Source organism: Sphingomonas endolithica (assembly GCF_025231525.1).
Classification (GTDB): domain Bacteria; phylum Pseudomonadota; class Alphaproteobacteria; order Sphingomonadales; family Sphingomonadaceae; genus Sphingomonas; species Sphingomonas endolithica.
Map to the genome: position 1 here is coordinate 1,863,016 of NZ_CP103057.1, position 23,024 is coordinate 1,886,039.

The 23,024-nt window shown below is 62.9% G+C and carries 24 protein-coding genes; 8 read left to right on the forward strand and 16 right to left on the reverse strand.

The window, feature by feature from the left end:
• Positions 1-309 precede the first annotated feature (309 nt).
• On the reverse strand, positions 310-840 hold the full coding sequence (locus NV382_RS08755) for a hypothetical protein (protein WP_260600112.1): 531 nt from the start codon (positions 838-840) through the stop codon (positions 310-312).
• Positions 841-857: 17 nt separating this feature from the next.
• The gene (locus NV382_RS08760; protein ID WP_260600362.1) at positions 858-1,127 is read right to left on the reverse strand and encodes a GlsB/YeaQ/YmgE family stress response membrane protein; all 270 of its coding nucleotides are present in this window, start codon (positions 1,125-1,127) and stop codon (positions 858-860) included.
• 114 nt (positions 1,128-1,241) lie between these two features.
• On the opposite strand from NV382_RS08760, the gene NV382_RS08765 reads away from it, so the two are divergent.
• Positions 1,242-2,753 (forward strand): PAS domain S-box protein, encoded by a 1,512-nt coding sequence (locus NV382_RS08765; protein WP_260600113.1) that lies wholly within the window; start codon positions 1,242-1,244, stop codon positions 2,751-2,753.
• 12 nt (positions 2,754-2,765) lie between these two features.
• Here the strand turns inward: NV382_RS08765 and NV382_RS08770 are convergent, their stop codons facing one another.
• On the reverse strand, positions 2,766-2,915 hold the full coding sequence (locus tag NV382_RS08770) for a hypothetical protein (RefSeq protein ID WP_260600114.1): 150 nt from the start codon (positions 2,913-2,915) through the stop codon (positions 2,766-2,768).
• A gap of 32 nt (positions 2,916-2,947) precedes the next feature.
• Here NV382_RS08770 and NV382_RS08775 point away from each other — a divergent pair, with 32 nt between their 5' ends.
• The gene (locus tag NV382_RS08775) at positions 2,948-3,286 is read left to right on the forward strand and encodes a hypothetical protein (RefSeq protein ID WP_260600115.1); all 339 of its coding nucleotides are present in this window, start codon (positions 2,948-2,950) and stop codon (positions 3,284-3,286) included.
• Between the two features lie 151 nt (positions 3,287-3,437).
• Here the strand turns inward: NV382_RS08775 and NV382_RS08780 are convergent, their stop codons facing one another.
• Positions 3,438-4,304, reverse strand: a complete 867-nt coding sequence (locus tag NV382_RS08780; RefSeq protein WP_260600116.1) for a hypothetical protein — start codon at positions 4,302-4,304, stop codon at positions 3,438-3,440.
• Positions 4,305-4,429: 125 nt separating this feature from the next.
• On the opposite strand from NV382_RS08780, the gene NV382_RS08785 reads away from it, so the two are divergent.
• The 3 genes from NV382_RS08785 to NV382_RS08795 all read left to right on the forward strand — a co-directional run bounded on the left by NV382_RS08785 (position 4,430) and on the right by NV382_RS08795 (position 7,558).
• Positions 4,430-4,981: a putative antibiotic biosynthesis monooxygenase gene (locus NV382_RS08785; protein ID WP_260600117.1), complete on the forward strand. Its 552-nt coding sequence runs from the start codon at positions 4,430-4,432 to the stop codon at positions 4,979-4,981.
• Positions 4,982-5,168: 187 nt separating this feature from the next.
• Positions 5,169-6,284, forward strand: a complete 1,116-nt coding sequence (dinB, locus tag NV382_RS08790) for a DNA polymerase IV (protein WP_260600118.1) — start codon at positions 5,169-5,171, stop codon at positions 6,282-6,284.
• Positions 6,284-7,558: a DUF763 domain-containing protein gene (locus tag NV382_RS08795; protein WP_260600119.1), complete on the forward strand. Its 1,275-nt coding sequence runs from the start codon at positions 6,284-6,286 to the stop codon at positions 7,556-7,558. Before dinB ends, NV382_RS08795 begins: the two co-directional genes overlap by 1 nt.
• On the opposite strand, the gene NV382_RS08800 is transcribed toward NV382_RS08795, so the two are convergent.
• From NV382_RS08800 to NV382_RS08835, 8 genes are all read right to left on the reverse strand, one after another.
• A complete protein-coding gene (locus NV382_RS08800) occupies positions 7,542-8,603 on the reverse strand; it encodes a rod shape-determining protein (protein WP_260600120.1) in 1,062 nt (353 codons plus the stop codon). The two genes, NV382_RS08795 and NV382_RS08800, sit on opposite strands and share 17 nt — an antisense overlap.
• Before the next feature lie 289 nt (positions 8,604-8,892).
• A complete protein-coding gene (locus tag NV382_RS08805; RefSeq protein WP_260600121.1) occupies positions 8,893-10,509 on the reverse strand; it encodes an ABC transporter permease in 1,617 nt (538 codons plus the stop codon).
• Positions 10,506-11,372, reverse strand: coding sequence for an ABC transporter ATP-binding protein (locus tag NV382_RS08810; protein WP_260600122.1), 867 nt, complete (start codon positions 11,370-11,372; stop codon positions 10,506-10,508). Before NV382_RS08810 ends, NV382_RS08805 begins: the two co-directional genes overlap by 4 nt.
• A gap of 21 nt (positions 11,373-11,393) precedes the next feature.
• A complete protein-coding gene (locus tag NV382_RS08815; protein ID WP_260600123.1) occupies positions 11,394-11,906 on the reverse strand; it encodes a DUF3617 domain-containing protein in 513 nt (170 codons plus the stop codon).
• Positions 11,907-11,963: 57 nt separating this feature from the next.
• A complete protein-coding gene (locus NV382_RS08820) occupies positions 11,964-12,740 on the reverse strand; it encodes a TSUP family transporter (protein WP_260600124.1) in 777 nt (258 codons plus the stop codon).
• Positions 12,741-12,931: 191 nt separating this feature from the next.
• Positions 12,932-13,765 carry a type 1 glutamine amidotransferase gene (locus tag NV382_RS08825; protein WP_260600125.1) on the reverse strand — a complete coding sequence of 278 codons (834 nt, stop codon included), beginning with the start codon at positions 13,763-13,765 and terminating at the stop codon, positions 12,932-12,934.
• A gap of 368 nt (positions 13,766-14,133) precedes the next feature.
• Entirely contained in the window at positions 14,134-14,964 is an 831-nt protein-coding gene (locus NV382_RS08830; protein WP_260600363.1) for a 23S rRNA (adenine(2030)-N(6))-methyltransferase RlmJ, read from the reverse strand.
• A gap of 158 nt (positions 14,965-15,122) precedes the next feature.
• Complete coding sequence (locus NV382_RS08835; RefSeq protein WP_260596822.1) at positions 15,123-15,443, reverse strand: hypothetical protein; 321 nt, start codon at positions 15,441-15,443, stop codon at positions 15,123-15,125.
• Between the two features lie 142 nt (positions 15,444-15,585).
• Between NV382_RS08835 and NV382_RS08840 the strand changes: the two genes are divergently transcribed.
• A complete protein-coding gene (locus NV382_RS08840; RefSeq protein WP_260600126.1) occupies positions 15,586-16,221 on the forward strand; it encodes a hypothetical protein in 636 nt (211 codons plus the stop codon).
• Positions 16,222-16,743: 522 nt separating this feature from the next.
• Here NV382_RS08840 and NV382_RS08845 read toward each other — a convergent pair.
• From NV382_RS08845 to NV382_RS08860, 4 genes are all read right to left on the reverse strand, one after another.
• The gene (locus NV382_RS08845; protein ID WP_260600127.1) at positions 16,744-17,127 is read right to left on the reverse strand and encodes a hypothetical protein; all 384 of its coding nucleotides are present in this window, start codon (positions 17,125-17,127) and stop codon (positions 16,744-16,746) included.
• 93 nt (positions 17,128-17,220) lie between these two features.
• The gene (locus NV382_RS08850) at positions 17,221-18,327 is read right to left on the reverse strand and encodes a peptidoglycan-binding domain-containing protein (protein WP_260600128.1); all 1,107 of its coding nucleotides are present in this window, start codon (positions 18,325-18,327) and stop codon (positions 17,221-17,223) included.
• Between the two features lie 405 nt (positions 18,328-18,732).
• A complete protein-coding gene (locus tag NV382_RS08855) occupies positions 18,733-19,539 on the reverse strand; it encodes an ATP-grasp fold amidoligase family protein (protein WP_260600129.1) in 807 nt (268 codons plus the stop codon).
• Positions 19,540-19,797: 258 nt separating this feature from the next.
• A complete protein-coding gene (locus NV382_RS08860) occupies positions 19,798-20,916 on the reverse strand; it encodes an alpha/beta hydrolase (RefSeq protein WP_260600130.1) in 1,119 nt (372 codons plus the stop codon).
• 95 nt (positions 20,917-21,011) lie between these two features.
• Between NV382_RS08860 and NV382_RS08865 the strand changes: the two genes are divergently transcribed.
• Together NV382_RS08865 and NV382_RS08870 are read left to right on the forward strand one after the other, a co-directional pair.
• Positions 21,012-22,097 carry an SMP-30/gluconolactonase/LRE family protein gene (locus NV382_RS08865; protein ID WP_260600131.1) on the forward strand — a complete coding sequence of 362 codons (1,086 nt, stop codon included), beginning with the start codon at positions 21,012-21,014 and terminating at the stop codon, positions 22,095-22,097.
• A complete protein-coding gene (locus NV382_RS08870) occupies positions 22,094-22,720 on the forward strand; it encodes a DUF4142 domain-containing protein (RefSeq protein ID WP_260600132.1) in 627 nt (208 codons plus the stop codon). Before NV382_RS08865 ends, NV382_RS08870 begins: the two co-directional genes overlap by 4 nt.
• Positions 22,721-23,024: the final 304 nt, after the last annotated feature.

Consider the following 23,024-nt stretch of genomic DNA (forward strand, 5'->3'; position numbering starts at 1 on the left):
CATCTTACGCAACGATGGATCAGCTGCGGGAACGGGACGATGTGCGTCGCTACTTGCGGTGGATTGCCAACAAGCCTCCTGGCTTTCGAGCCCCAACGCGGCGACGAAACGCGTATTGAACTACACGCCGAGATCGAAAGTCGCTTCGCAGCCTCCAAGCTGATCCCCTTCGCGTGATGGTCTTAGCTCGGTCTGGCCGCCACCGCGGATCCGCTTCCGTTGCGAATTCGAGATTGCAGTGGATTAGATAACAAAGTGGCAACCCTGCGAACCGGACCGACACTGCTGCCGGTCTGGTTCACTTTGGAGTTACGCCGTGAGGCGTGACCGCCGCGAGCTGTGCCCGCCGTTGCGATACAGGATGTCGGTTACGGTCTCAGCCGACACAGCATCGGAACTCGAGTCGACTGATACGAGGACGCCACCGCGACCAAGATGGTCGTCATAGTAGCCGGAGTCCTCCTCATTGATGCCATGCGACATCAACGTCTCGTTGACCGTACCCGCAGCGGCACCAGCGGCGGCACCGATCGCCATTGCGCCAGGCAATGCCGATGCGGCAATGGCGCCGGCCGCAACCAGAGGTCCAACCCCGGGGATTGCAAGCGCCGCCACGCCAAGCCCGGCGCCGAGTGCACCGCCGCCCAAAATGCCACGCATGATGCTGCCATGGCCGTCATCGGTGACCTCACCGTCGCCGCCAGCGGTGCTGGTCACGCCGTCGTTTCTGGCTACGATCGACAGTGCGCGATCGGGCACGCCCGCCTGGCGCAGTTCCGCTACCGCGCGATCGGCTTCGGCCGGTGTGTCGAAGATGGCAGATGCCAAATTGGTGTTCATGTCTTGATCTCCTGAGATTAACGTACCGAGCCGCGGCGAAACAAGTTGATGATCGCCAGCAGGACGATCGCGCCGATCAGCGACACCAGCACCGACTGGATCGAGATAGCGCCGCTGGTGATGGGTGCGCCGCCGATCAGCGGGGTCACGATGAACCCGGCCAGCATTGCGCCGACGATGCCAACGACGATGTTGAGTATGATACCTTGTTGGCCGTCTGTGCGCATGATCATGCTGGCGACCCAGCCGATCAGTCCACCGACTACAAGAAGAACGATAAGGCCCATGGCTTTTCCTTTCGCGAGTTTGCGTGGTGACTGAACATCGGTCGGCTCACGAATGTTCATATGCAAGGTCGTGGACCGCTACGCACGGTTGGTGCTCCAGCACTAAGAGCGTTGATGCAGGTCGATGGAACAGCGGGGCGCGTCGGGCGCTTGGATGACATGACAAGCACCGCTCAAAGCCAAAGCCAGCCGACCCTTCGCCACCTCGATCAACTCATGGCACAATTGCTCGACGGCGTGATCCTGATCGATGCCACCGGCGTCATATTGAGTGCCAACGCCGCTGCGCTGCGCATGCACGGCGTACAAGCCCTTGAGCAAATGGGTAAGACAGCCGAAGGCTACGCACAGCTTTTCACGCTATACACCGCCCACCATCGCGCGATGAAGCACCGGGAATATCCGTTGTTTCGCCTGCTCGCGGGCGAGTCCTTTCCTGACCTGGTCGTCGAAGTCGCACCCGCCGGCGACGGCGAGGTACGATGGGTGCATCAGGTCCGCGACGTCGTGATGAACGTCGATGGTGGCGAAGCCGACTATCTGGCGCTGGTCATCAACGATGTGTCTGAGCGCTTTGACGCGGAAGCCCGGTTTAAGGCGATGTTCAGCGCCAATCCCGCGCCCGCCATTGTGGTGCGATTGTTCGATCAGCGCGTCATTCAGGTGAACCCAGGCTTCGAGACGTTGACCGACTTCACTCCGGAAGCGTTGGTCGGCAAGTCGTTATTCGGCCTCGATCTGCTCCGCGGCATCGCCGACCGGGGCGCCTTTAGGCGCCACATCGAAAAGGGCGAGGTCGTCATGCAGACGGAGGCTGAGCTACGGGTCGCTAATGGATCGACGCGCCGGGTCTTGTTCGCCGCCCAGCCGATCGACGTCACTGCGGACGACGCGCTTCTTTTCACTTTCGCCGACCTGGAGCCGCGGCGACAAGCCGAAAAGGCGCTGGCAGCCAGTGAGCATCATCTTCTTGCGATATTCGAGATGGCGCCTGTCGCGATGATCGTCACGCGTGATGCCGATCACCGGATATCTACGGTCAACGCGGCCTTTCGCCAGCTCACAGGTCACGAAACGGAAGCGGTCGGTCGGACACCAGATGAATTGAAGCTCTGGAGCCGTGTTGAGCAACGCGAAGCGCTCGAACATGATCTTGCCGAACAAGGGCGTGTGCGAGATCGCGACGGTAAACTCCTGTCGACGACGGGCACCGAAATCGACTGCCTGGTATCAGCGGAGACGATCTGCGTGGACGGCGCAGCCTGCTCGCTCTGGGTTTATCAGGACGTGACCGAGCGCAAGCAGACCGAGCGTGAGCTCGCTGATGCGATCGAGGAGGTGATGAAGGATACGAACTGGCTCAGCCATTCTATCCTCGACAAGCTCGCCACTTTGCGTCGCCCCGAAGTCCGGGTGCCCGCCGCCAACCTGAGCCCTCGAGAGCGCGAAATTCTCGAGCTGATCTGTGATGACCTGGACGACAGCTCGATTGCCGAGCGACTAAAGCTCTCGCGCAATACTGTGCGTAACCACGTCGCTCGGCTGTACGCAAAGATCGGTGTCAACCGTCGCAGCGGCGCGGTCGTTTGGGGCCGTGAACGCGGGATGAGTACTCGCCGAGACTAAGAGGGTGCTCAACTAAGCGCAGTCCGCCCCTTCGGCTGATTGACGCTCAACGACCCCATCGCCGATGCCGAACGTATCCGACATGACCATGTCTGTACGAAATGGCGTTTCCTGTCGGTCTTGATCAAACGCTTGTGTACTGGTGCCGATCGCGTCGGTCATGTCAGGCCGCGCAGGTACGGATTCATGAACGCATGGCTCGCAAGCATTTGAAACACGGCGCCTTTGAAGACCTGGATAGGGACGAAAAGGAAACAGTGACGGTAGCGAGGTGCTGGCTTTGTGGTCGGCCGACCGGCAAGACCATCGTCTGGCACCATCCCGTGCCAAAGAGCAGGGGCGGTCGCGACGTTGTGCCGATGCACCCTATTTGTCAGCAGACAGTGACAGCCAACTTCACGAATTCCGAGCTCGAACGTCACGGCATGAATGTGGAAGGGCTGCTCGCCGAGCCCGCCGTGCGTAGATTTGTCGACTGGGTTGCGAAAAAGGACTCCGATTTCACCGCTGGCACGACGAAGAAGCAGCGCTGATATGGATCTGGGATCCGTTGACCCCATTCTGGACGTTCAGGGCGTCTGTAGAGCGCGCTAGATCAAAAAGATGGTTCAGGAAGCGGAAAAGCTCAAATTGGCGTTTGCCAGACGAGGGCACGAGACGCGGCGCTGTATTTTGGCGTGGCAGTCACTTCTGAATGGCGATGGAGTACGTGATCCGCTCGGCGGTTGCCGCCTTGATCGTGATGACAAGGTCCTTGATCAGGACCGGGCGTTCGCGCGGGTCCGCCGCTTGCATCTGGCCGGAACCGGGGTGGACCAGGTCATCGATGGAATAGCCTCGTATTTCGAATTGTAGCTGCCCGTCCTTGATGCCTTGGTAAGCGACATCGTAAATCCGGCCCACTTCGTCAGACGAGTAATCGGCCGGATTCGGCACCTGCGGCCCCTTCGAATAATCGCGCGGCGGGACCATCGGCTGCCCTATCGCCACCGTTTGCGTCTGCCCGAAGGTGGCCGGTGCCGGGGCAGTCGAGCGGACCACCACCGTCGTAGGCGCCGCCGCCATCTTGTCGTGAAGCGCACGGGGCGTCAGGCTATTGCTGGCATCGCTCAGCAGCGCCTCTGTGAAGGCCGCATCGTCGATGCTGATCGGAAAGAAGCCCCCGGCGGCACGGCTCGCGTCATCCGCGCACACGAAGTCCAGTGCGGCATCGTCTAGGGGGTCGATAGCGTTTGTCATACCGGCTTTACGGCGGGTTGAGGTGTCGATCACCGCCTCATCGTAACCGAATTGCTGCACGCCTGCCCAGCCGATCTGCCGCTTGGCGCAATCGGCCTGCAGGAACTTGACCGCCATGGCGACCGGATTGTCGTGCTCACGGATGACGTCCTTGGACGAAAAAGCGATCGTGGATTTGCGGTGCTGAATTGATTTTGCGTCGATGAACACCGCGCGGCCTTCGTCATGCGCCACATACCACCAGGGAGCAGCGCTCGCGGATGCCGGAAGAACCAGCGCAAGCGTTGCAAACAAGTCTCGGGGACGGCGCATTCTTCGGTCCTTCATGGTCGCTTAGAAGGCGAGCTGCGCTTCAAGGAAACGATTCCTGCTGATGTACGCTAGCGACTTCTGAGCGCGACTAGCAACGACATTGCGGGGCGGTACGTTCATTGCCCATGCCAGCAGATCCAGATCAAACCGCTACCATCGTCACCAGCCGTGCCATCCACGGCGGGCACGAGGAGGAGTTCGAACGTTGGGCTAAGGAACTTATGCGCCTCGCTCGCGCTGCGCCGGGTTATCGCGCCGCGATCCGCCTCGGTCAGACCGCCGGCTTTCAGCATCTGTTGTTTCGCTTTGACGATCAGAAAGCCGCTGAAGCGTGGCACACCGACGATACCCTCAGCGCTCATGTTGCCGCCGCCGACCGCTATTCCACTGCGCTTCGCCAATCCGGAGCGGGCGATGGTGTCGCGTTCGAACTGCCTAGCGATGCGAGCGCGAGCAAGTGGAAGCGATTTGTCACGACATGGCTGACGGTGTTTCCGGTACTGCTCGTGATCAGTCTAGCGGCCCGCGCTGCATTGAAGGATGCGCCGTTGCCACTCCAGCTCCTGCCCTCATCACTGCTTCTCACAGCGACGCTACAATGGCTCATTCTTCCGCGCTTACAGCGCTATACTCGCTTCTGGCTACTGCAGGACAGCTCGGGGAGGCTGAAGACGTGAGTGCGTAATGCCGCAGAACGCCGAATGCCGACTAAATAATTTAGCCGCCAACTTGACCAGAAGGGCAAGCTGCGTATCGGCGGGGTGTCGAGCAAAATTGCGGGACGCCGTTTTGGGTCGAAGACGCTTGCTCCGGAGCGGCTTGAAACCGTTCCCTTTCCGTTCACCCGTTGCTAAGCCTTTGAACATGGAGTCGCACGCCGTCCGGAAGATCATCCACGTCGATATGGACGCCTTCTTCGCGTCTGTTGAGCAACGTGATGATTCAGCCCTGCGCGGGCGGCCGGTCGCCGTTGGCCACCCCGCAGCGCGCGGCGTCGTCGCAGCGGCGAGCTATGAGGCGCGAACCTTCGGGGTGCGGTCCGCCCTGCCCTCCGTCACCGCGCTTCGTCGGTGTCCAGACCTGGTCTTCGTGCCTCCGCGCTTCGACGTCTACCGCAGTGTCTCCCAGCAGATCCACGCGGTGTTCGCCGAGTTCACTGCGCTGATCCAGCCGCTATCGCTGGACGAAGCTTATCTCGACGTCACCGAGAACCTCGCGGGATTGCCAACCGCTTGGCTGACGGCGAAGGCGATCCGCGCGCGCGTCTTGGACGAGACCGGCCTGACCGCGTCCGCCGGCATCTCCTACAACAAGTTCCTCGCGAAACTCGCTTCCGACCACCGCAAGCCTGATGGCCAGTTCGCGGTCACACCGGAAATGGGCGCCGATTGGGTCGCGACGCTGCCAGTCTCGCGCTTCCACGGCGTCGGACCGGTGACCGCCAAAAGGATGCATGCGCTCGATATCGAGACCGGTGCGGATCTGCGCGGCAAGTCGCTATCCTTCCTCCAGGAGCATTTCGGCAGCTCGGCCGAGTGGTACCATCGAATTTCGCGTGGCATCGACCACCGCCCCGTCAACCCCAATCGGGAACGGAAGTCGTCGGGATCGGAAACGACGTTCGAGCGCGACCTCACCGAGCCCGCGGCGATCGAGGCAGGCGTGATGCGCATGGCCCAGGACGTCTGGTGCTGGTGTGATGAGAAGCAGGCCTTCGGTCGCACCGTCACGGTGAAGATCAAATATGGCGACTTCCAGCAGATCACGCGCAGCCGCAGCTTGCCCTTCGTCGTCTCCACCCACGCCGCCCTGCGGGAGGCCAGTCTGTCGCTGATCCGCTCCGTGCTGCCCGTCGAGAAGGGCATCAGACTGGTCGGTGTGACCGTTTCCAACTTCGCCGCGCAGCCTGCGGCTGGCGTCGATCTGCCGTTGTTCGGTCGGTCTCCAGATCCCGATCTGCCCGCTATGGGCGCCGCCTGATGGGTCGCCGTGCGGGCAGCGCCGTCATGCCGCTCCACGGTGGCCGTGTGCCGGCGTGGCTCGGCCAACGGATGACCAAGCTCGGGGCTGTGATCACCGAGGCGATCATCCTTGAATACGGTCGCGACGAGTTCCTGCGCCGGTTGGCCCATCCCTTCTGGTTCCAGTCGTTCGGCGCGGTGATGGGCATGGACTGGCATTCATCCGGCATCACCACCAGCGTGCTTGGGGCGCTCAAGCGCGGCCTTGCGCCACTGTCCGCCGAACTCGGGATTCACGTCTGCGGGGGGCGGGGGAAGCACTCGCGCGCGACACCGGGGGAGCTCGTCGCAGTCGGCGAGCGGGTCGGACTTGACGGCGCGGACCTCGCCCGCACCAGCAGGCTCGTCGCCAAGGTGGACAGCGCCGCGCTGCAAGATGGCTACGACTTGTACCTTCACGGCTTCGTGGTCGCCGATGATGGACGCTGGGTCGTCGTGCAGCAGGGCATGAATGCGGACCGCCGCCAAGCACGGCGATACCACTGGCATTCGGAAGGATTGGAGAGCTTCGTTGACGCGCCCCATGCCGCGATCGAAGGGCATGCCACGGGCGTTATCGTCAACCTCGCACATCGCCGGGCTGCGGCGTCTCGCGATCGCCAGCTCGACCTGCTCGCGACGATCGGCCCCGATGGCATCACCAAAGTGATCATGGAGGCTTCAGATCGGGAACGCCCGGACCCAGTCCCCGACAGTCAGGCGCTTCTCCCTCACCTGATAATGCCCGAACACAACGACGTGCGCAGCGAGAACGTGGTCGAGCGTCGGCTGCACGGCGCGCTGGCTGCCGCGGCGGAGCGTGGACCGAAGGACTTCGCCGAGCTGCTGCTCGTGCGGGGCATCGGCGCGCGTACCGTGCGCGCGTTGGCGATGGTCGCCGAGGTCGTCCACGGCGCGCCATGCCGCTTCAGCGATCCCGCTCGCTTTTCGCTCGCGCATGGTGGCAAGGACCGCCACCCATTCCCGGTGCCCACGAAAGTCTACGATCAGACGATCGGCGTGATGAAATCCGCGGTGATGAAGGCGAAGCTGGGCGAGACGGAGCAGCTGGCCGCTATCCGGCGGCTCGACGAACAGGCGCGGCGGCTCGAGACGAGCGCCACCGGTCCATCCCTGGCCGCCCACATCCTCGAGGAGCGCGCGCGATCCCACGAATATGGCGGCCGAAGTGTGTTCGGCTGGGAGCCCTCAGCCCAAACGGACCTATGCAACGTTCCTAGGACTCGGTCATAACGCCACTGAGGACCGGGTCCTCCAACGCTCGTCCAGCACCGGTCGCGACGCATGTCAGCGCGTTTTCGGCAACGATGACCGGTAGGCCTGTCGCATCCGAGAGCACCTGGTCGAGCCGCGACAGCAGGCTGCCACCGCCCGTCATCACGATGCCGCGATCGTAGATGTCAGCGGCGAGCTCGGGTTCGGTCTTCTCAAGCGCGGACAAGACGGTCTCGACGATCTGGCCAACCAGCTCGCTGAGGAAGACGGCAACTTCGGCCTCGCTCACCACGATCTCCGCCGGAACGCCGTTGAGCAGATCGCGTCCTTTGACGCGCATGGATGCGCCGTCGCCGTCGATTGGCGCACGTGCTGCTCCGATCTCCACCTTGATGCGCTCGGCCGTGGCCTCGCCGATCATCATATTGTGGCGACGCCGAATGCCCGATGTGATGGCTTCATCCATTCGATCTCCCCCGATGCGGACGGATGTGCTGTAGGCGAGACCGCGCAGCGACAGGATCGCGACCTCGGTAGTGCCGCCCCCAATATCCACCACCATCGCGCCGATCGGCTCGGTCACCGGCAGATCAGCACCGATCGCAGCCGCCATCGACTCCTCGATCAGGTAGACCTTTCCGGCGCCGGCACGCGACGCCGCCTGCTGGATCGCCCGGCGTTCGACCATGGTCGCAGCAGATGGGATGCAGATGGCTACCTCCGGTCGACGTGGCAGTCGGCTCGATCCGCCGTGCGCCTTGTCGATGAAGTGCTTGATCATCTGCTCGGCGACCTCGATATCGGCGATGACGCCGTCGCGCATCGGGCGGATCGTGCGGATGTTGTCGGGCGTCTTGCCGAGCATGAGTTTGGCTTCCGCGCCAATCGCGCGGATGCGGGGCACGCCGGCGATCGTCTCGATCGCAACCACCGATGGTTCGTTCAGGACGATGCCCCGGCCCCGAACGTAGACGACCGTGTTCACCGTGCCGAGATCGATCGCCAGGTCGTTCGACGCAAGTGAAAATAGGCGGTTAGGCGAAAGGAAGCGGCGAAGGTCCATGTGAATCGATCCAGGCGAGGAGATGTGACGAAGGCCTCTGCCTGTCCGCTTCCGGCTCACCCCGCTTCTACGCAAGCCTTATCGTGCCAAACGTGTGTTTAGCAGGGCCGGCCGCGGGCACTTCCGCCGCGAATGCACCTTTCGACAAGTTGATCAGCGACGTTCCACACTACTACCGTAGGCTCAACCCACTTCAGACATCCGCTCAGGTGTGCTCGCGGCGCGACGCCGGCTTATACGGATCGTACGGGAAAGGAGAGGGAAGCTCACGTCAGCGATAACGCGTGTCTCAACGCCGCTGGTCTCGCTCACCTGCGGCTCCTCGTTTGCATGCGAGTGCTACCATGGCCGCAGCCACCGCTCCCCACCCGAGCCGGTACCACCCCACGCTGTGCGCCCCGCTTAAGCTCGGCGGCAGTGGCGCCCCAGGATAACCGCCGTACCTGTAGTGTGGGTCCTGCCAGCCGAGCTTGCTAAGGGCGAGCGAGCCGATCAGGTAAAAGATCATGTATCCCCAACCGGCGAGCTTGTTTGGTGCGAGTGACTGCAGGAAGAGCGCCAGCACTCCGAGCAGCAGCCATTCGTACGCTTTGGGCAACACGTACCATCCGACGTACGCAGCGAGCGTAGGCGGCTGACCTTTGGCAAACTCGGTCACAACCCCGGCTCCCGCGCTCGTCACCGCAAGTAAGAAGAGGACAACAGCCAGCGCGAGAAGCTTTGGGATTACCAGCAACGTCCCGCCTGCCGGAGTCGCCGCTATGAGGGGCGCTACATTGTGCTCGCGCTCAGCCCAGAACAATTCGCCCGCGAAAAACAAGGCGACCACTAACGGCACAAGCTGGAACGAGGTGGCCAGCGCCGCCACCGTGGCCGGCGTTCCGGTCACTCGCGCCGCTGCTGCCGCGGCAGCCCCCAAGCCCATCAGCAGCAGCACGGCAAAGGCCGGCGTCACGATTACCCGCCGAGTTTCAAAAGCGGTGCGCAGGCCGATCTGCTTTGCGGCGATGCTCCACCCGGAGCGTGCGTGCAGCGAAGACAACGCCCGCTGTTGGTCGGCCGGCAGAGCGGCTGCATGAGGCGGCTCAGCGCGCTCCTCCACGGCCAGCGACGGTAAGCCCCGCACAGGTTTTCGGGGCGGGCGTGGTTCCGCCAGCCATGTCCCAAGCCCGACCAGCGCCGCAGCGACCGCCAGCCAGAGCATGCGATTTGCCAGCAACGCGCCGCCAAGTGAGGGCAACATCGCGTCTCGCTGAGCAGGGCTCCACCCTCGCGTGGCGTCGGCCACTGCAGCAAACCCGAACGGCTCTATCAAGCTGAGCCCCGCGCCGCCCCCGCCGCTATCGCCTGCCAGCCCGTACAGCGTCAGCAGTCCCGCCGCGCCGAGCAAGCAGCCTGTCATCGACCGGGCCGCCGACACGAGCGCAAAGAACAAGGCGGAGGCCAGAAATAAGTTGGGCAAGGCCAGCGCAACAAACGCGAACAGATAGGCCCCTGCCAGGCCCGATCCGAGTCCCAGCACCACGCCGCCCGCTGCCATCGCGACGGGCACCGATACGAAGCATAGCAACACCGCGCCAAATGCGCCCAGAAACCGTCCGAGCGTGTAGTTCCGGCGGTATATTGGCATTGCGCGGACCAAGTCGGCAAACCCGCTTAGCTCGTCGCGCAGTGCCGCCTCGCCAACAAACGCCGCCGCAGTGAACAGGAAGAACAGTGTCCAAACGAGGTGTGTTCGCATGATCGCTGCCGCCCCGGTGCGGGCGCCCTCGTCAGCAAGCCCCACGCGCAAGTCGTCGATTGCCATCCCGCCCGCAACCATCAGCGTGGATACTGCGAAGACGATCCAGAAGACACGCCCACCGAGCTGCTGACGAAGCTCGTGCCAGGCGAGACGAGGGATCATCGTCGGGACCCCGCCCGGTGCCCGAGCGCCGCGAAATACGCGTCCTCCAGCGTTGCGGTGACGGGCTCGAAGTCCGGACCCGGACGTTCATCGGAAAGTACCCGCACCGACAGTCGGCCACCAGAGAGCCGGCGCGAGAGCAACGTCGCAGCGCCAGCACCGGACTCTGCCGGTCCACGCCACACCCTTCCATCGAGCGCGCCGCCAAGCGCACCCGGTGAACCATTGGCCAGCACTCGCCCGCCAGCCAGCACAGCTACTCGCTCACATAAATCTGCGACATCGTCCACGATGTGCGTCGATACGATCACAACCGCAGTCTCACCAAGGCCGAACAGCAGTTCTTGAAAGCGGTTGCGCTCAGCGGGGTCGAGTCCGGCTGTCGGCTCATCCAGAATGAGCAGGTCCGGATCTCCGATCAGCGCCTGCGCCACGCCCCAACGCTGGCGCATGCCGCCGGAGAAAGTTGAGACTGCTCGGCCACGGGCGTCCCAAAGGTTCACCAGCCGCAGCAGCCGTTCGGCGGCGTCGCGCCGGTCACCCCGCACCGTTACTCCCTTGAGTACTGCGATCTGCTCGAACAGCACCTCGGCCGATACGCCTGGATAGACACCGAAATCCTGCGGCAGGTAGCCGAGCCGGCGCCGTAGCGCGCGAGGCTCCGCAAGCACGTCGATCCCGTCGAAGCGGAGCCGCCCTGCAGATGGCAACTGCAGCGTCGCTGCGACCCGCATCAGCGACGATTTGCCCGCCCCGTTTGGCCTAAGCAGCCCAAACAGCCCGCGGTCAATCGACAGCGTTACGTCATCTAGCGCCGGGGTGCCGTCAGCATAGGTGTGCGATACGTGCTCGATCTCCAGCAAGGAGTCTGTCCCGTTACGTGGTTAGTTGCCAACGCGCGCGGCGCGCTGGCTGAGCACGATGCGCATCGCTCCCTTGGTTGTCGCCCCGGTCACCGTGGCGCGCCCTACAAAGCCGGTCTTGTCGTAAGTGCCTGCTCGGGTGAGATGAACGGGGGCGCCACTCTTCTGCGGACAGGTAAGCGTCTGGTTGTATTTGCCATCGGCGACGTTCTGAACATCGACATGGCAACGCGCCTTCGGATCGGGCGCGATAAGCGCCTCCACTCCCTGCCCGGCCGACAGGCGTTTGCGCTCCGTCTTCGACTTACCCTTCATCATGCGCGCTATGAAGCCTGGCAACCCCGGCACGGACATGTCGATGGTAGTTGACGTGACGTCCCAACTGCCCGGTGCAAGCGCTTGGTCCGCAGCTAAGGCGTTGGAAGGAAGCACGATGAGAGCCGCAGCTAGTGATCTGATCATGCCCAACATGTAACGCGCGCGCAGTTGCACGACCAGTCCCATGGCCAGCTTGCGGCAGGCAAACGGCGGCATGATGGTGCCTCCCGTCAGCTTTGGACAGCGACAGAGCAGGCGGTCATCGCGCGACCCTTAGAGCAGCAGCTGCCACAAGGGATTCTTAGGGTCTATTAGCAGCTTGATCGTCAACGCCAATGACATCACGACCAGCAGTGGACGTACACCGCGCCCTCCAAAGCGGATTGCAAGCCGGGCGCCCACCTGATTGCCTGCGACGTTCGCTGCCGCCATGCTAAGGCCCAGAACCCAAAGCACCTTGCCGCCCGCGATCATGGCCAGCAGACCCGCCACGTTGGTCGCCAGGTTGATGAACTTCGTGTTCGCAATGGCCTTGAGAAGGCCAAGACCGCCGAGCGCGACGAGTGCAGTTGTGAGGAACGAACCGGTTCCGGGTCCGAAGAAGCCATCATAAAAGCCAAGGCCGGAGCAGACCGCTGCCAGACCCCATCGCCCAAACCTTGCATGTCGGTCGACCTCGCTCATCTTTGGCGCGAGCAGGAAGTAGAACACCATTGCGATCAGCAGCAGCGGCACGAACGCTGAAAGAAAACTGGAATCTATGTGTTGGACGGCGGTCGCGCCCAGGACGGAGCCGCAAAACGCACCGGCCGCTGGGATCGCGAAAGCCTTCAGATCGATACGTCCAGCTCGCAGGAATGTCAGCACCGCAGACCCGGTGCCGATCGTGCTCTGCAACTTGTTTGTTGCCAGTGCTGCCACGGGAGGAACGCCAGCAGCCAATAGCGCCGGGATCGTGAGGAGTCCGCCCCCACCAGCCAGCGCATCAATCCCGCCCGCGATGAACGCGACCAGGATCAGGAAGGAGAATGCGTCCACAGTAAGGTGCATCAGGCTCCCTTAACGAAGCTCATTCAAGTTGACAGCCGAACAGGCGAACCACCTTCCGCTATCTGGTAACTCGCTGAGAAGCGCTGCCCCCTAGGGGCGTTAGCCGCCGAGCGTTTTTCGCTCCAAAAACCCACAAACGGACCAGAAAGCTTCTTTCGCCGCTTCCCGAAAGCGGACAGTCATTCAGATCCCTATTTGGCCAGATGGGCAAGAAAGTTGGCGATCTCCCGGCGGCGGTTGATCTCTTTTGCCAGCTCGTCATCCACGCCGAGCGCCCACCGTGTTGGACGATGCTCCGGATCGGCGTGTAGCCCGTCCAGCAACGCAGCGTGGTCATGCACGTCGACCTCTTCGTTGGCCAATCCGGCCTCTACGAGGTCCGTCGCTTGGCTGCGCAACGCACTCGCGATCTCTGCGAGCGACAGTTCCGGGTGATATTGCACACCCCAGAACGTTCCCCCGTCGAAGTTGATCTCGGCTGCCTGGACCCGCGTGACGGCGTTGCTCGCAAGCAGGCTACTGCCCGGCGGCAGTTCGTCGACTTCGTCGCCGTGGATCGCCGCCGCATCCCAGGCCGCCGGGCGTCCTGCAAGCAAGGGGTGGTCGCGGCCGGCCGCAGTCGCGTTGATCCGCCGCGCTACACCCGCTTCCATCCGCTGCGGCATCTTCCGCGCGCGTCCCCCCGCCGCTGCGACGGCGATCTGAAGACCGGCGCACGACCCAAAAGACGGCACCCCCGATGCAAACACCGTACGCATGAAGGCGAGTACGCGATCGACTTCCGGAGTCTGGCGATATACGTGCATCGGCGAACCCGTCAGGAACACTGCATCGAAGACAGCGAGCTCGTCCGCCGCATAGGTTCGGGCATCGTCGTCTGCTGGCGCAACGATTGCCACCTTAGCGCCCGGCACCATCTGTGAAAGTGTGGCAGCATAGGTTTCACCTGAGCTCTTCCCGGCCCGTTCGCGGCGGGCAGCCCGTTCATCAGGCAGCTCGCTTTCAGCGATAAGATAATGAGACAACACGACTTCCTCTGTGACGGAGCCCCCATAACGTCTTATCGCGCTGGCGGACCCATCGGACCTGTCGCCGTCGTATCAACCGACCCTCAACTAGCCGTTCAAGCCTCCCGATAAGACGTTATCGGGGCTGCTGACCTCAAGCTCGATGACGCTCTTCGGGACTGGAGATACTGTTTCTAGCGTCTTCGGCAGTCGACTGCTTCCAGAGCAAGCAGACCCCTGCCAGCGCTCCCGGTGAACGCGGAGCACAAGCAGCGACGGTCACCAGCCAACCTCCGAAAGCCAGCGATTTCTTTGCGGGATGCACTGTTCGAGATCAGCAGCGCGGCAATTCCTTCTTTAGGAGAAGGGATCAATGAGGGCTTACTTCAATCGCTCAACCAATCGGCTGTGATCTCGCCTCTATGCCCCTCCGGCGCTAGCACGGCGCGCAGGGCTTCCAGCAGAGGCGGCAGCGCCTGCGTCAAGGCGTAGGGCGGATTGACGATATAAAGGCCCGCGCCATTATAGATGCCGGGCTGATCGCCATCGTACAACCAGTGCTCCACCTGCAGTAATTTCGGGATGCCGAGCTTGCGTAACTGCTCCTTCCACCGCCAATGCGTGGCGCGATCCTTTAACGGAAACCAGATTACCGTCACCCCGTGCGCCCATTTGCGGTAAGCCGCAGCGAGGGTGGCTGTGAGACGTGCGCGTTCATCGGGCTGCTCGTACGGCGGGTCGACCACCACGACGCCGCGCGCGGTGCGGGGCGGCAGCATCGCCAGCCAAAGCTCGTAGGCGTCGCGCTCATGCACGGCAGCGGATGTGTCGCGCATCACGCGGCGCAGGGCTTGAACGTCCTCGGGGTGTTTCTCGTTCAGGATCAGGAAATCCTGTGGGCGCAGAAGCTGCGCAAGAACCCTGGGCGAGCCGGGGTAGAGGTGCGGCTCGAGCCCGACATTCACCGCCTGTACGGCGGCGCGGTAGTCGTTCAGCAAGGGATTTGGGTCGGCAAAGGCGCGCAGCACGCCCTGCGCGGACTCGCCGGTGCGTCGTGCTTCCTCGCTGCCAAGGTCGTACAGCCCGCAGCCCGCGTGGGTGTCGATTAGGGTCAGCGCGCTCTGTTTTTGCTGCAAGGCCCGCACAAGCGCGACCAGTAGGCTGTGCTTCACGACATCGGCGCTATTGCCAGCATGGAATGAATGTCGATAATTCATTGAATTCAAAAAATCTGACGATTTGCCTTTATACGTGCCTTGGAGCGCGAGGCGTTCAAGCACCAATCCGGTGCTAGTATAAAGTCGGGCAAAAACCTTCAACGCAGATCGCGCCGTCGCGGCCATACGGACTTCGGCTCTCGCACGCATCAGTCGCTTCAATTGCCTTCGGCATCGACTGCGAACACCACCGGCTTGCCCCGGGACATCGGCTCCCAACCGGCCGACAGAGCGGCGCGCACGCACCGCGAAATCGTTGCATCATCGAGTTGAAGACGACCGCGCGGCATACCCTTCAAGAGCCGCTTAGGCGGCGGGAATGCTACCCATGCTTCGCGTTTGGCACCGCGCTGGAGAAGGGCAATCATCATTCCTTTCCAACCTTCGTCATCCGACTGATGCGGTTCACGCTGGAGGTGCCAATCATATATGGCGCCGTCGACATCGACGGTGCCGCCGTTACTTTGGGATTTTGACATATAGGCGGTTCTAGCATGCTCGCCCCGCCAAAGCACAGGTTTGGGGCTGATAGGCTCACGGCTTGGGCTGGCGGAACCGGCATGCAAGTGAAGCCAAGTTTGGTGTCGATATAGGCTTCTTGAGATAAGAGATTGGCCGAGTATGAAGATGCTGCTCCCAGTTTTTATTGCGCTTACGGCGTGCAACTTCGGCGAGACTTATTCTGGCGACAAGCCTGGGACAGACAGCGTCCATATTTCCATGGCCGAACGGCAAACGAAGCGGGAGGGAGCAGGAAGGCCCCCGAAAAGCGGCAGGACTTTACCGGCTAATTACATCAAAGCCTTCATGTGCGAATTTGACGAGAACCCTGTTGCTGAGGCAAATAGGTTCCATAAGACGTCGGGGGGGCGCGCCGAGCGGGCAGGCGACCTGACCCTGCTTAGATCACTCGGCTTCAAGAGAGAGTCGCGCGACGGCGATCTTGAGAGTGTCGGCGGCAAGGTCGCTGCGCCACCGGGCCTCGCTATCTTGGGCCTGCCTGTCCGGTTCCTGGAGATAAACGGGATGATCGGCGATACAAACGCGTTATACGTAACGACGTTTGCTGACGGGGTCACCGTGGGCCAAGTCGTACAGGCAGCACGACTCGAAATGAATCGCGCATTCTATACCAAATACAAGATACGTCATTACAGCAGGCGGGTGGATAAAAACCCTCATATCAATACTTACTTGGATGACAGGGGCAGCAGTAAAGCAATGCTTTCTTGCAAAATCCAATCTACCCCGGATTAGGTGGACTGGTGAGTATGAGGTAGCAAATCTCACAATCCAGAGGACAAGCTGTTGTTACGATACGGCATTGCTGACGACGGTCATAGATGGCTTTGCGGCCGAGGCCGGAGAGACCCACAAGGCGACATTCACGGCCCCGGCCGCGCTCCCCGGAACCGGACTTTCGTTCAGGTTCGCGTTGCTGTTTTCTCAATCTCCATTTTACTGGGCTGGCCGTCTCGTTGGAGGTCGGCCAGGTACGTGGTCCGGACGGCAGATCGAGCACAAAGCGTAGATATGAGAGGACTAGCCCAGTGTTGGGAATGTCACGCTTTGCATTCCGCCAGACTATCGAATTCGCACTGCGCCACCGATCCCTGCCACTGCCGAGCTACAATCGCGGATTACGTTGCTTGAAGGCACGGCCGACGAGTAGGTTTGCAAACCGATCAGAACTGTGATGGCCGCAGCAATCCTGATCGTCGCTGCCAACAAGCTGGGGGCCTCGAAACGTCCGGCGTTCCGCCTCGGCCGTCCGGCCGTTCAGGTCTCGAACCAGGACAGATATACGCGTACCCGGCCCTCGTTGGCCGGCGCTACTCCGACGTTCAAGTATGTCGCGGCCGGCAGGTTGAATTGGGCGCCCTTGATCGCGGGCTCGTCGCTCGGGTGCCAGGCACCCTCGCTGGCGCCCAGCAGCGTCGCTTCGTTGGCGGTATAGCGATCGGGCGCAACCGCATCGAGCGGCGGCGTCGCCTGCATCGCCGCCCATTCACCGGCCGGCATGAGCAGGATCAGTCGCGCATTGTCGTCCATCCCGCGTTCCTGCCGCACATATTCCACGATAGCGGAGGGCGGGGCCTTCAGGCCGATCCGGGCGAGAATGGGAGCAGCGTCCTGGCCCTGCTTTATGGACGTGGGGGTCACGGCAATCCTTTCGGGTTGGGGGGCAGCCTGGCCGCACGACGCAAGCGCCGCGAGCGAGCCAGTGACGAGCGAGCGGACGAGACCTGCACGCATTTACCGCCGCCCCGCCTGTAGGATAAGGTTTTCGCTGGGGGCGCTGACTTCCCCGACCCAGCTGAGGCGTCGCCGGAGCGACCCATAACAAGTATATTCTTTGGTCAGGCCCTGGCGATGGAATTCACCCATGAATTCGTCGGTGATGCGAATGCCGCCAATCTCGACTTCTTTGCCGCCGTCCCAGTTGTAGCGGTCGAAGAACTTGTAGGTGAAGTCGACGTCATAGCGGCGGTTCGCGCCCGTGCCCGTCATCTCCGCACGTCCCTTGCCCCACACCGAATAGCCGCCGATGGCGAAATACCAATCGGTGCTTTCCTGCTGCCGGTTGTAACCGCCGCTTCCTCGCCGCGATGTAAAATCATAGCGGCCGGGCGGCAGGCCTCGCAGGAATTCCAGCGCCTGGCGGAATTCAACCACCATTACCGTTCTGGCACTTGGCACAGTGCGGATCATGTTTTCCAGGTCGATCGTCAGGTCGCTACCATGGTTGGCGAAATAATGCTTGAGGTGGCGGGTCGCATTCCGACCGATGACGTGGCTAGTGCCTAGCTCCAGCATCTGCTGGATCGCCACCGCCTGGGCGATGGCCGAAAAGGTCCTGGGCTTGGTGTTCCATCCTCCCGCGCCTGGGTCGGGTGTGACGGTGGGGTCCGAGGTGCCGATCTCGTAATTCTCATCCCAGAGCGGAAGCGGGTATGGGTCCGCCGGGCCGATCGGTTTCGCACCTCGGGCGGCCGCCTTTGCCGCGGACTTGCTCGAGTAGTTGCGACCCGGGCGCGGCTTGATCGTAAGTGTGAGGGGCTGCTTGACCGCCAGATACTGGTCGACGGCGCCCAGCGTTGCCGCCTCCACGATCCCCGTCTGCGGAAGCGCGCGGTCGCGCTGGACGGCGCGAACCATGCCAGTTGTCTCCTCCCCGTAGAAGCCGTCCATGGCATTGCCCTTGCCAGTCGAACGGGTGAGTCCATAGCCGAGGTCGCGTAACGCGGCCTGGACCTGCGCGACGCCAAGCGAACGGGCCCCGGTCCTCAACGCGCCACCGCCCGCGGCAATGCTGCGCAACTCGGCGGCGTTTGCTAAATAGGGTGAGCGCAGAACCGGCATCGACGGGCTCCTGTTCAAGGCGCCAACTATGGCTTCGACTTCAAACGCTGTCGATCCCTTACTGGCAGCTTCCGCGGCCGATTGCGACGTCGCTGCCAGGATTGCACGGTTGCTTCCTGTGGCATGTTAAATGACTTCCTCATCAGTCCGGGATTCCGGTCAACTATGCTTTCTACCGTTCATCCCCGTTCCGATTTCGGCGCCGCATCCGCGGTGTGTTCTCCCCCAAGGAGGCTGAACTGACCTTGACGTCGCGCAGTATAATCGCCTCGTTAAGTGCTATCGCTCCGTTGTGGCGAAGGCCGGCGCGAGATAGCCGCTTCTACCGGATGACCCGACCCACTTCCCGCCATTCAGTTGCTTCGGGCCCCTTCCCAACTTCCGCCGTCCGTTCAGGTAGAGCAGTCAGCCATTGCGCAGATCTCGCGCGTGCCGCCAGAGCTCGCCCATGTGTCGGTCGAGCGAAGCCGGCACCACCGGCAGCAGTCCGGAGCCTGGATAAACGGTCACCTCGCCGAATAGCGTCTTTCCGGCTATTTCGTAGCAGTCGATGCGGAGGAACTGATGACCGCGCGCCAGCCGCTCAGCCCCAGCGATCAGCCGATCGAGGGTGCGCGGGCGGGCCGGATCGGCATCGCGGCTTGGTGGTGAAACTCGCAGCCAGTCGCGGTCCATAACGATCCAGCGGTGCGAGGTCGCTCGGTCGAGATGGACCTGCACGAACGCCGCACGGCCACCGAACACGAACAGCTTGTAATCGATGGGCAGCACTTCCTCTTGGCCCAGATAGGGCTCAATTAGCAGCCCCGACGGCACGCTTGCATAGGCCCACTCGTCCAACCAGCGGCCATAGCGCATATTCTCCCAGGATGCCGTCTGCGAACGTGCCGCCTCCCATTCGGCCAGCGTCCGCACGAACGCAATGTGCCCGCAGCCGTGCCGTGCCTTGACCACTAGCGGCAACGGGGCCGGCGGTTGGTCCGGCAGCGAGCGGCCCTCCCACAGTGTTGGGATCACCCACTCAGGTCCGAGCGCGAGGGCGACTACGGCCTTGACCGCAACCTTGTCGACAAGTTCCGGCAGCCGAGGATCGCGGTCGTAGAGCTTGCGGTGTTGCACCCATTCGGTGAACCGCTGCGGCGTACTTAGATGCAGAGCACGACGGTGCTGCCACAGGTAGGTGAGATGCACACGTAGCAGGGCAAGAACCATCACGGACGCTTACGTTGTGCGTTCGGACGGGTGGACGCAAGGATGGTGGGCCATGAGCAACATAACGGCCGCGCAGGACCGGCAGCTTGACCGATGCGACGACCCACCTCCAGACATTCGCCGCGGCTCGCGCGCTTCCCAATTGTAGACACTTGTTCAGGTAATTGGCGCCGCCGCTTAACGCATGATGATCATACCTGAACAAGCATCCTCTGCGATCCCGACGGATAAGCTGGACTTACGGTCGCCTACAATCCTTTATCGGCTACCAAATGCAGTTTTCAGTCGCTGGCCTGCGTAGGTTTGAGCGGCACGTGCCTCGGGAATGACCAAGTCACCACCAAAGAATTCGTGCGTCACGCGTGCGAACTCGCGGCGATCGACCAGAACGCCTGCTGCGCGGAGCCGCTCGGCAAGCATCTCGCCCTCACTGCGGAGCGGGTCGATCTGGGCGGCGACGATCGTTACCGGCGGAAGACCGGCGAAGTTGGCGGCGACGAGATTGATCCTGGGATCGGCGGCATCGGCAGGCGTGCGAGTCGTATGATGCAGAAACCACGCCATCGCGGCGCGGCTCAACGGAAGCGCGTTGGCGTTCTCCTGATAAGATGCGGTGTTCAGGTCATTACCCGCGATGGGGTAGATCGACAGGACGTGGACCGGCGCCGGCAGACCGGCATCGCGGGCCGCAATCGCGGTTGCGACGGCCAGGTTACCGCCGGCGCTTTCGCCTGCGAGCGCGATCCTTGCCGGATCTCCACCCACCGACGCTGCATTGGCGATCGCCCAGCGATAGCTCGCCAGCGCGTCGTCGTGCTGCGCGGGGAACTTGAACTCTGGCGCCCGGCGATAGTCGACCGAGATCACGATCGCATTCGCCTCTCGCGCCAACGCGCGCGCCGACGCGTCATAGACATTGCGATCCGCGATCACCCAGCCGCCGCCATGAAAGTAGACAATTACCGGCAGCGGCGCCCCGACTGACGTTGCCTGCGGCTGATAGAGCCGCGCCGGCAATGGTCCGGCCGCGCCCGCAACTTGGATTTCTCGCGTAGCGATGTTGGACGGCGGCGTCACGGGACGGTTCGCGAGCTGCGCCGCCGTCATCACGCCATCGGCAAAGCTCGGCTGCAACCGAGCCTCTGACGGCGCAAGCGTATGGTATGGCCGCAGGCGCAGCGGACCGGTCAGCGCGTCGAGCACCGCCTGGTTCGCGGCGGTAGGACGGACGCCCGACGCCTCCTGCCCGGGTTGCCCGTTCCGCAGCGCCGCTACGGTGCCGGGCGTGACCGCCCGACCTGCCGGTTGGGCGCAGCCGCCCAGCGCGGCACTCGCCGCAGCAACGATTAGGGCGGTGCGGCTAGCGACGTCTAACATGCATCAAGGTCCTCAAATCATGAGTTATTAGCCGCGGAACCAAAGTCGGCAGCGCTTGGTTCCGCGATCAACCGAGACGATCATGAGGTTAGCTGATGAAGTTCCACCTGCTCCTCGCCGCCGCTGCGGCGGCAACGGCTGCTGCCGCGTCGGCGCAAGGGCCGCGTATCGCGCAGGTCTCATCGTTCGATCAGGAAGTCACCGGCGTCGCTGCGGCGCAGGACGGTCGCATCTTCGTGAATTTCCCACGTTGGAACTCGGACGTGCCGGTGTCGGTCGCGGAGGTGCGGCCTAACGGATCGACCGTGGCGTACCCCAATGCCGAGTGGAACAGCTGGCGGAATGCAGCGGCAGCACAGATCGACCCGCGCACCCACTTCGTGAACGTACAGAGCGTCGTCGCCGACAAGCGAGGCAGCCTGTGGGTGCTCGACCCTGGCGCTCCTAACGCCGAAAAAGTGCTGCCTGGGGCGGCGAAGCTAGTAAAAATCGACTTGGCTTCGAACGCGGTCACTCGCATCTATCCGTTCGACGAGACCATCGCGCCGCCTGATTCCTATCTCAACGACATCCGCTTCGCGCCCGACGGGCGACATGCTTTCATGACCGACTCCGGCCGCGGCGCCCTGGTCGTGCTCGATCTCGACAGCGGCGTCGCCACCCGCGTGCTCGACAAGCATCCCTCCACCATGCTCGATCCAAGCGTGCAGGTGATGACGGACGGTCGCCCGCTACGCCGCCCCGACGGGCGCCAGCCGATGTTTCACGCCGACAGCATCGAGCTGTCTGCCGACGGTGAATACCTGCTGTGGCAAGCGCTGACCGGCAAGACGATCTATCGGGTACCGATTTCCGCGCTGACCCGACCGGATGCCACGGCGGACTTGATCGCACGCTCGGTCGAGCGCGTGGCTGAGAACCGCGTTGCCGACGGCTATCTGCGGCTGAGGGATGGGCGCCTGCTCATCACCGCGCCCGAGGACAATGCCGTGCGGGTCATGGCCGCCGACGGCACGATCACGCCGCTCATCCAGGATCGCCGACTGCGCTGGCCCGACAGCATGGCCGAACTGCCCGATGGTCAAGTGCTGCTGACCACCTCGCGCATCCAGGACAATGACTGGTTCAAGCCTGACGCCAAGCCGGGTGTCGCCACGCAACTGTGGCGGGTGCGGCCGTGATCGCGCGCGTCCTCACCACCATCGCTACCCTGGCGGCGACGCCATGCGCGGCTCAGCTGGCTTCCCTGCCCGCCGGACCTGGAGAGCTCGCCACGCCTGCTCCACCCGACGCACCGACCGCCGACCACGCCACCCAGCCTCGCGAGTTCACCCAGGCGATCACCCCGCCGCCGCCGGCGCCGCCTGTCACGAGCGCGGCCAAGCCGTTCCTGTTCCTTGCTGGCGAAAGCGACATCTTCGAGATCAGTTCCAGCCAGATCGCACTACAGCGCTCGCAGAGCCCAGACGTGCGGCGCTATGCGGTGATGCTGATCCAGCATCATACGCTCACCACCAACCAAGCGCTCGCTGCTGCGAAGACGGCCGGAATGTTACCGCCCACGCCCGTGCTCCAGCCCGACGAGCGCGACCAGATTACCCGGCTGATCGCGGTCGATGCAGCCGGGTTCGATCGCGAATACCTGTCGCAGCAGGTGCCCGCGCATGAGGCCGCGCTTGCTCTGCACCAGGCCTATGCGCAAAGCGGCGACACGCCCCAGCTGCGGACGGTGGCTCAGGGCGCTGTTCCTATCGTTACTGGGCATTTGGAGGAGGCGCGTAAGCTGCTCGGCGCGAAGCACTGACGCCGACTGCTGACCTACATCATCCGACACTTCGAGGCGGCAGCGACCACTGACGCGCGGACTAATCGCCAGCGGCAGACCGGCGCCGGGTCTGCAGGTCGCCATAGAGTAGGGCTTCGGCCAACCTGGTCTCGCCTTCACACCCGCGGCAGGCGCGATGGATTGCGGCTGGCGTTAGCGATTTTGGCGGCAGCAGAAGCGAAATGGGCAGCGGTTTTAGGTGAGAGCCGGTCGTGCGGACCAACGCGAGGCCCGAGGTGCGGCACAAGACGCTCAGCTAGCGCAGAAGCGGATCCGACATCCT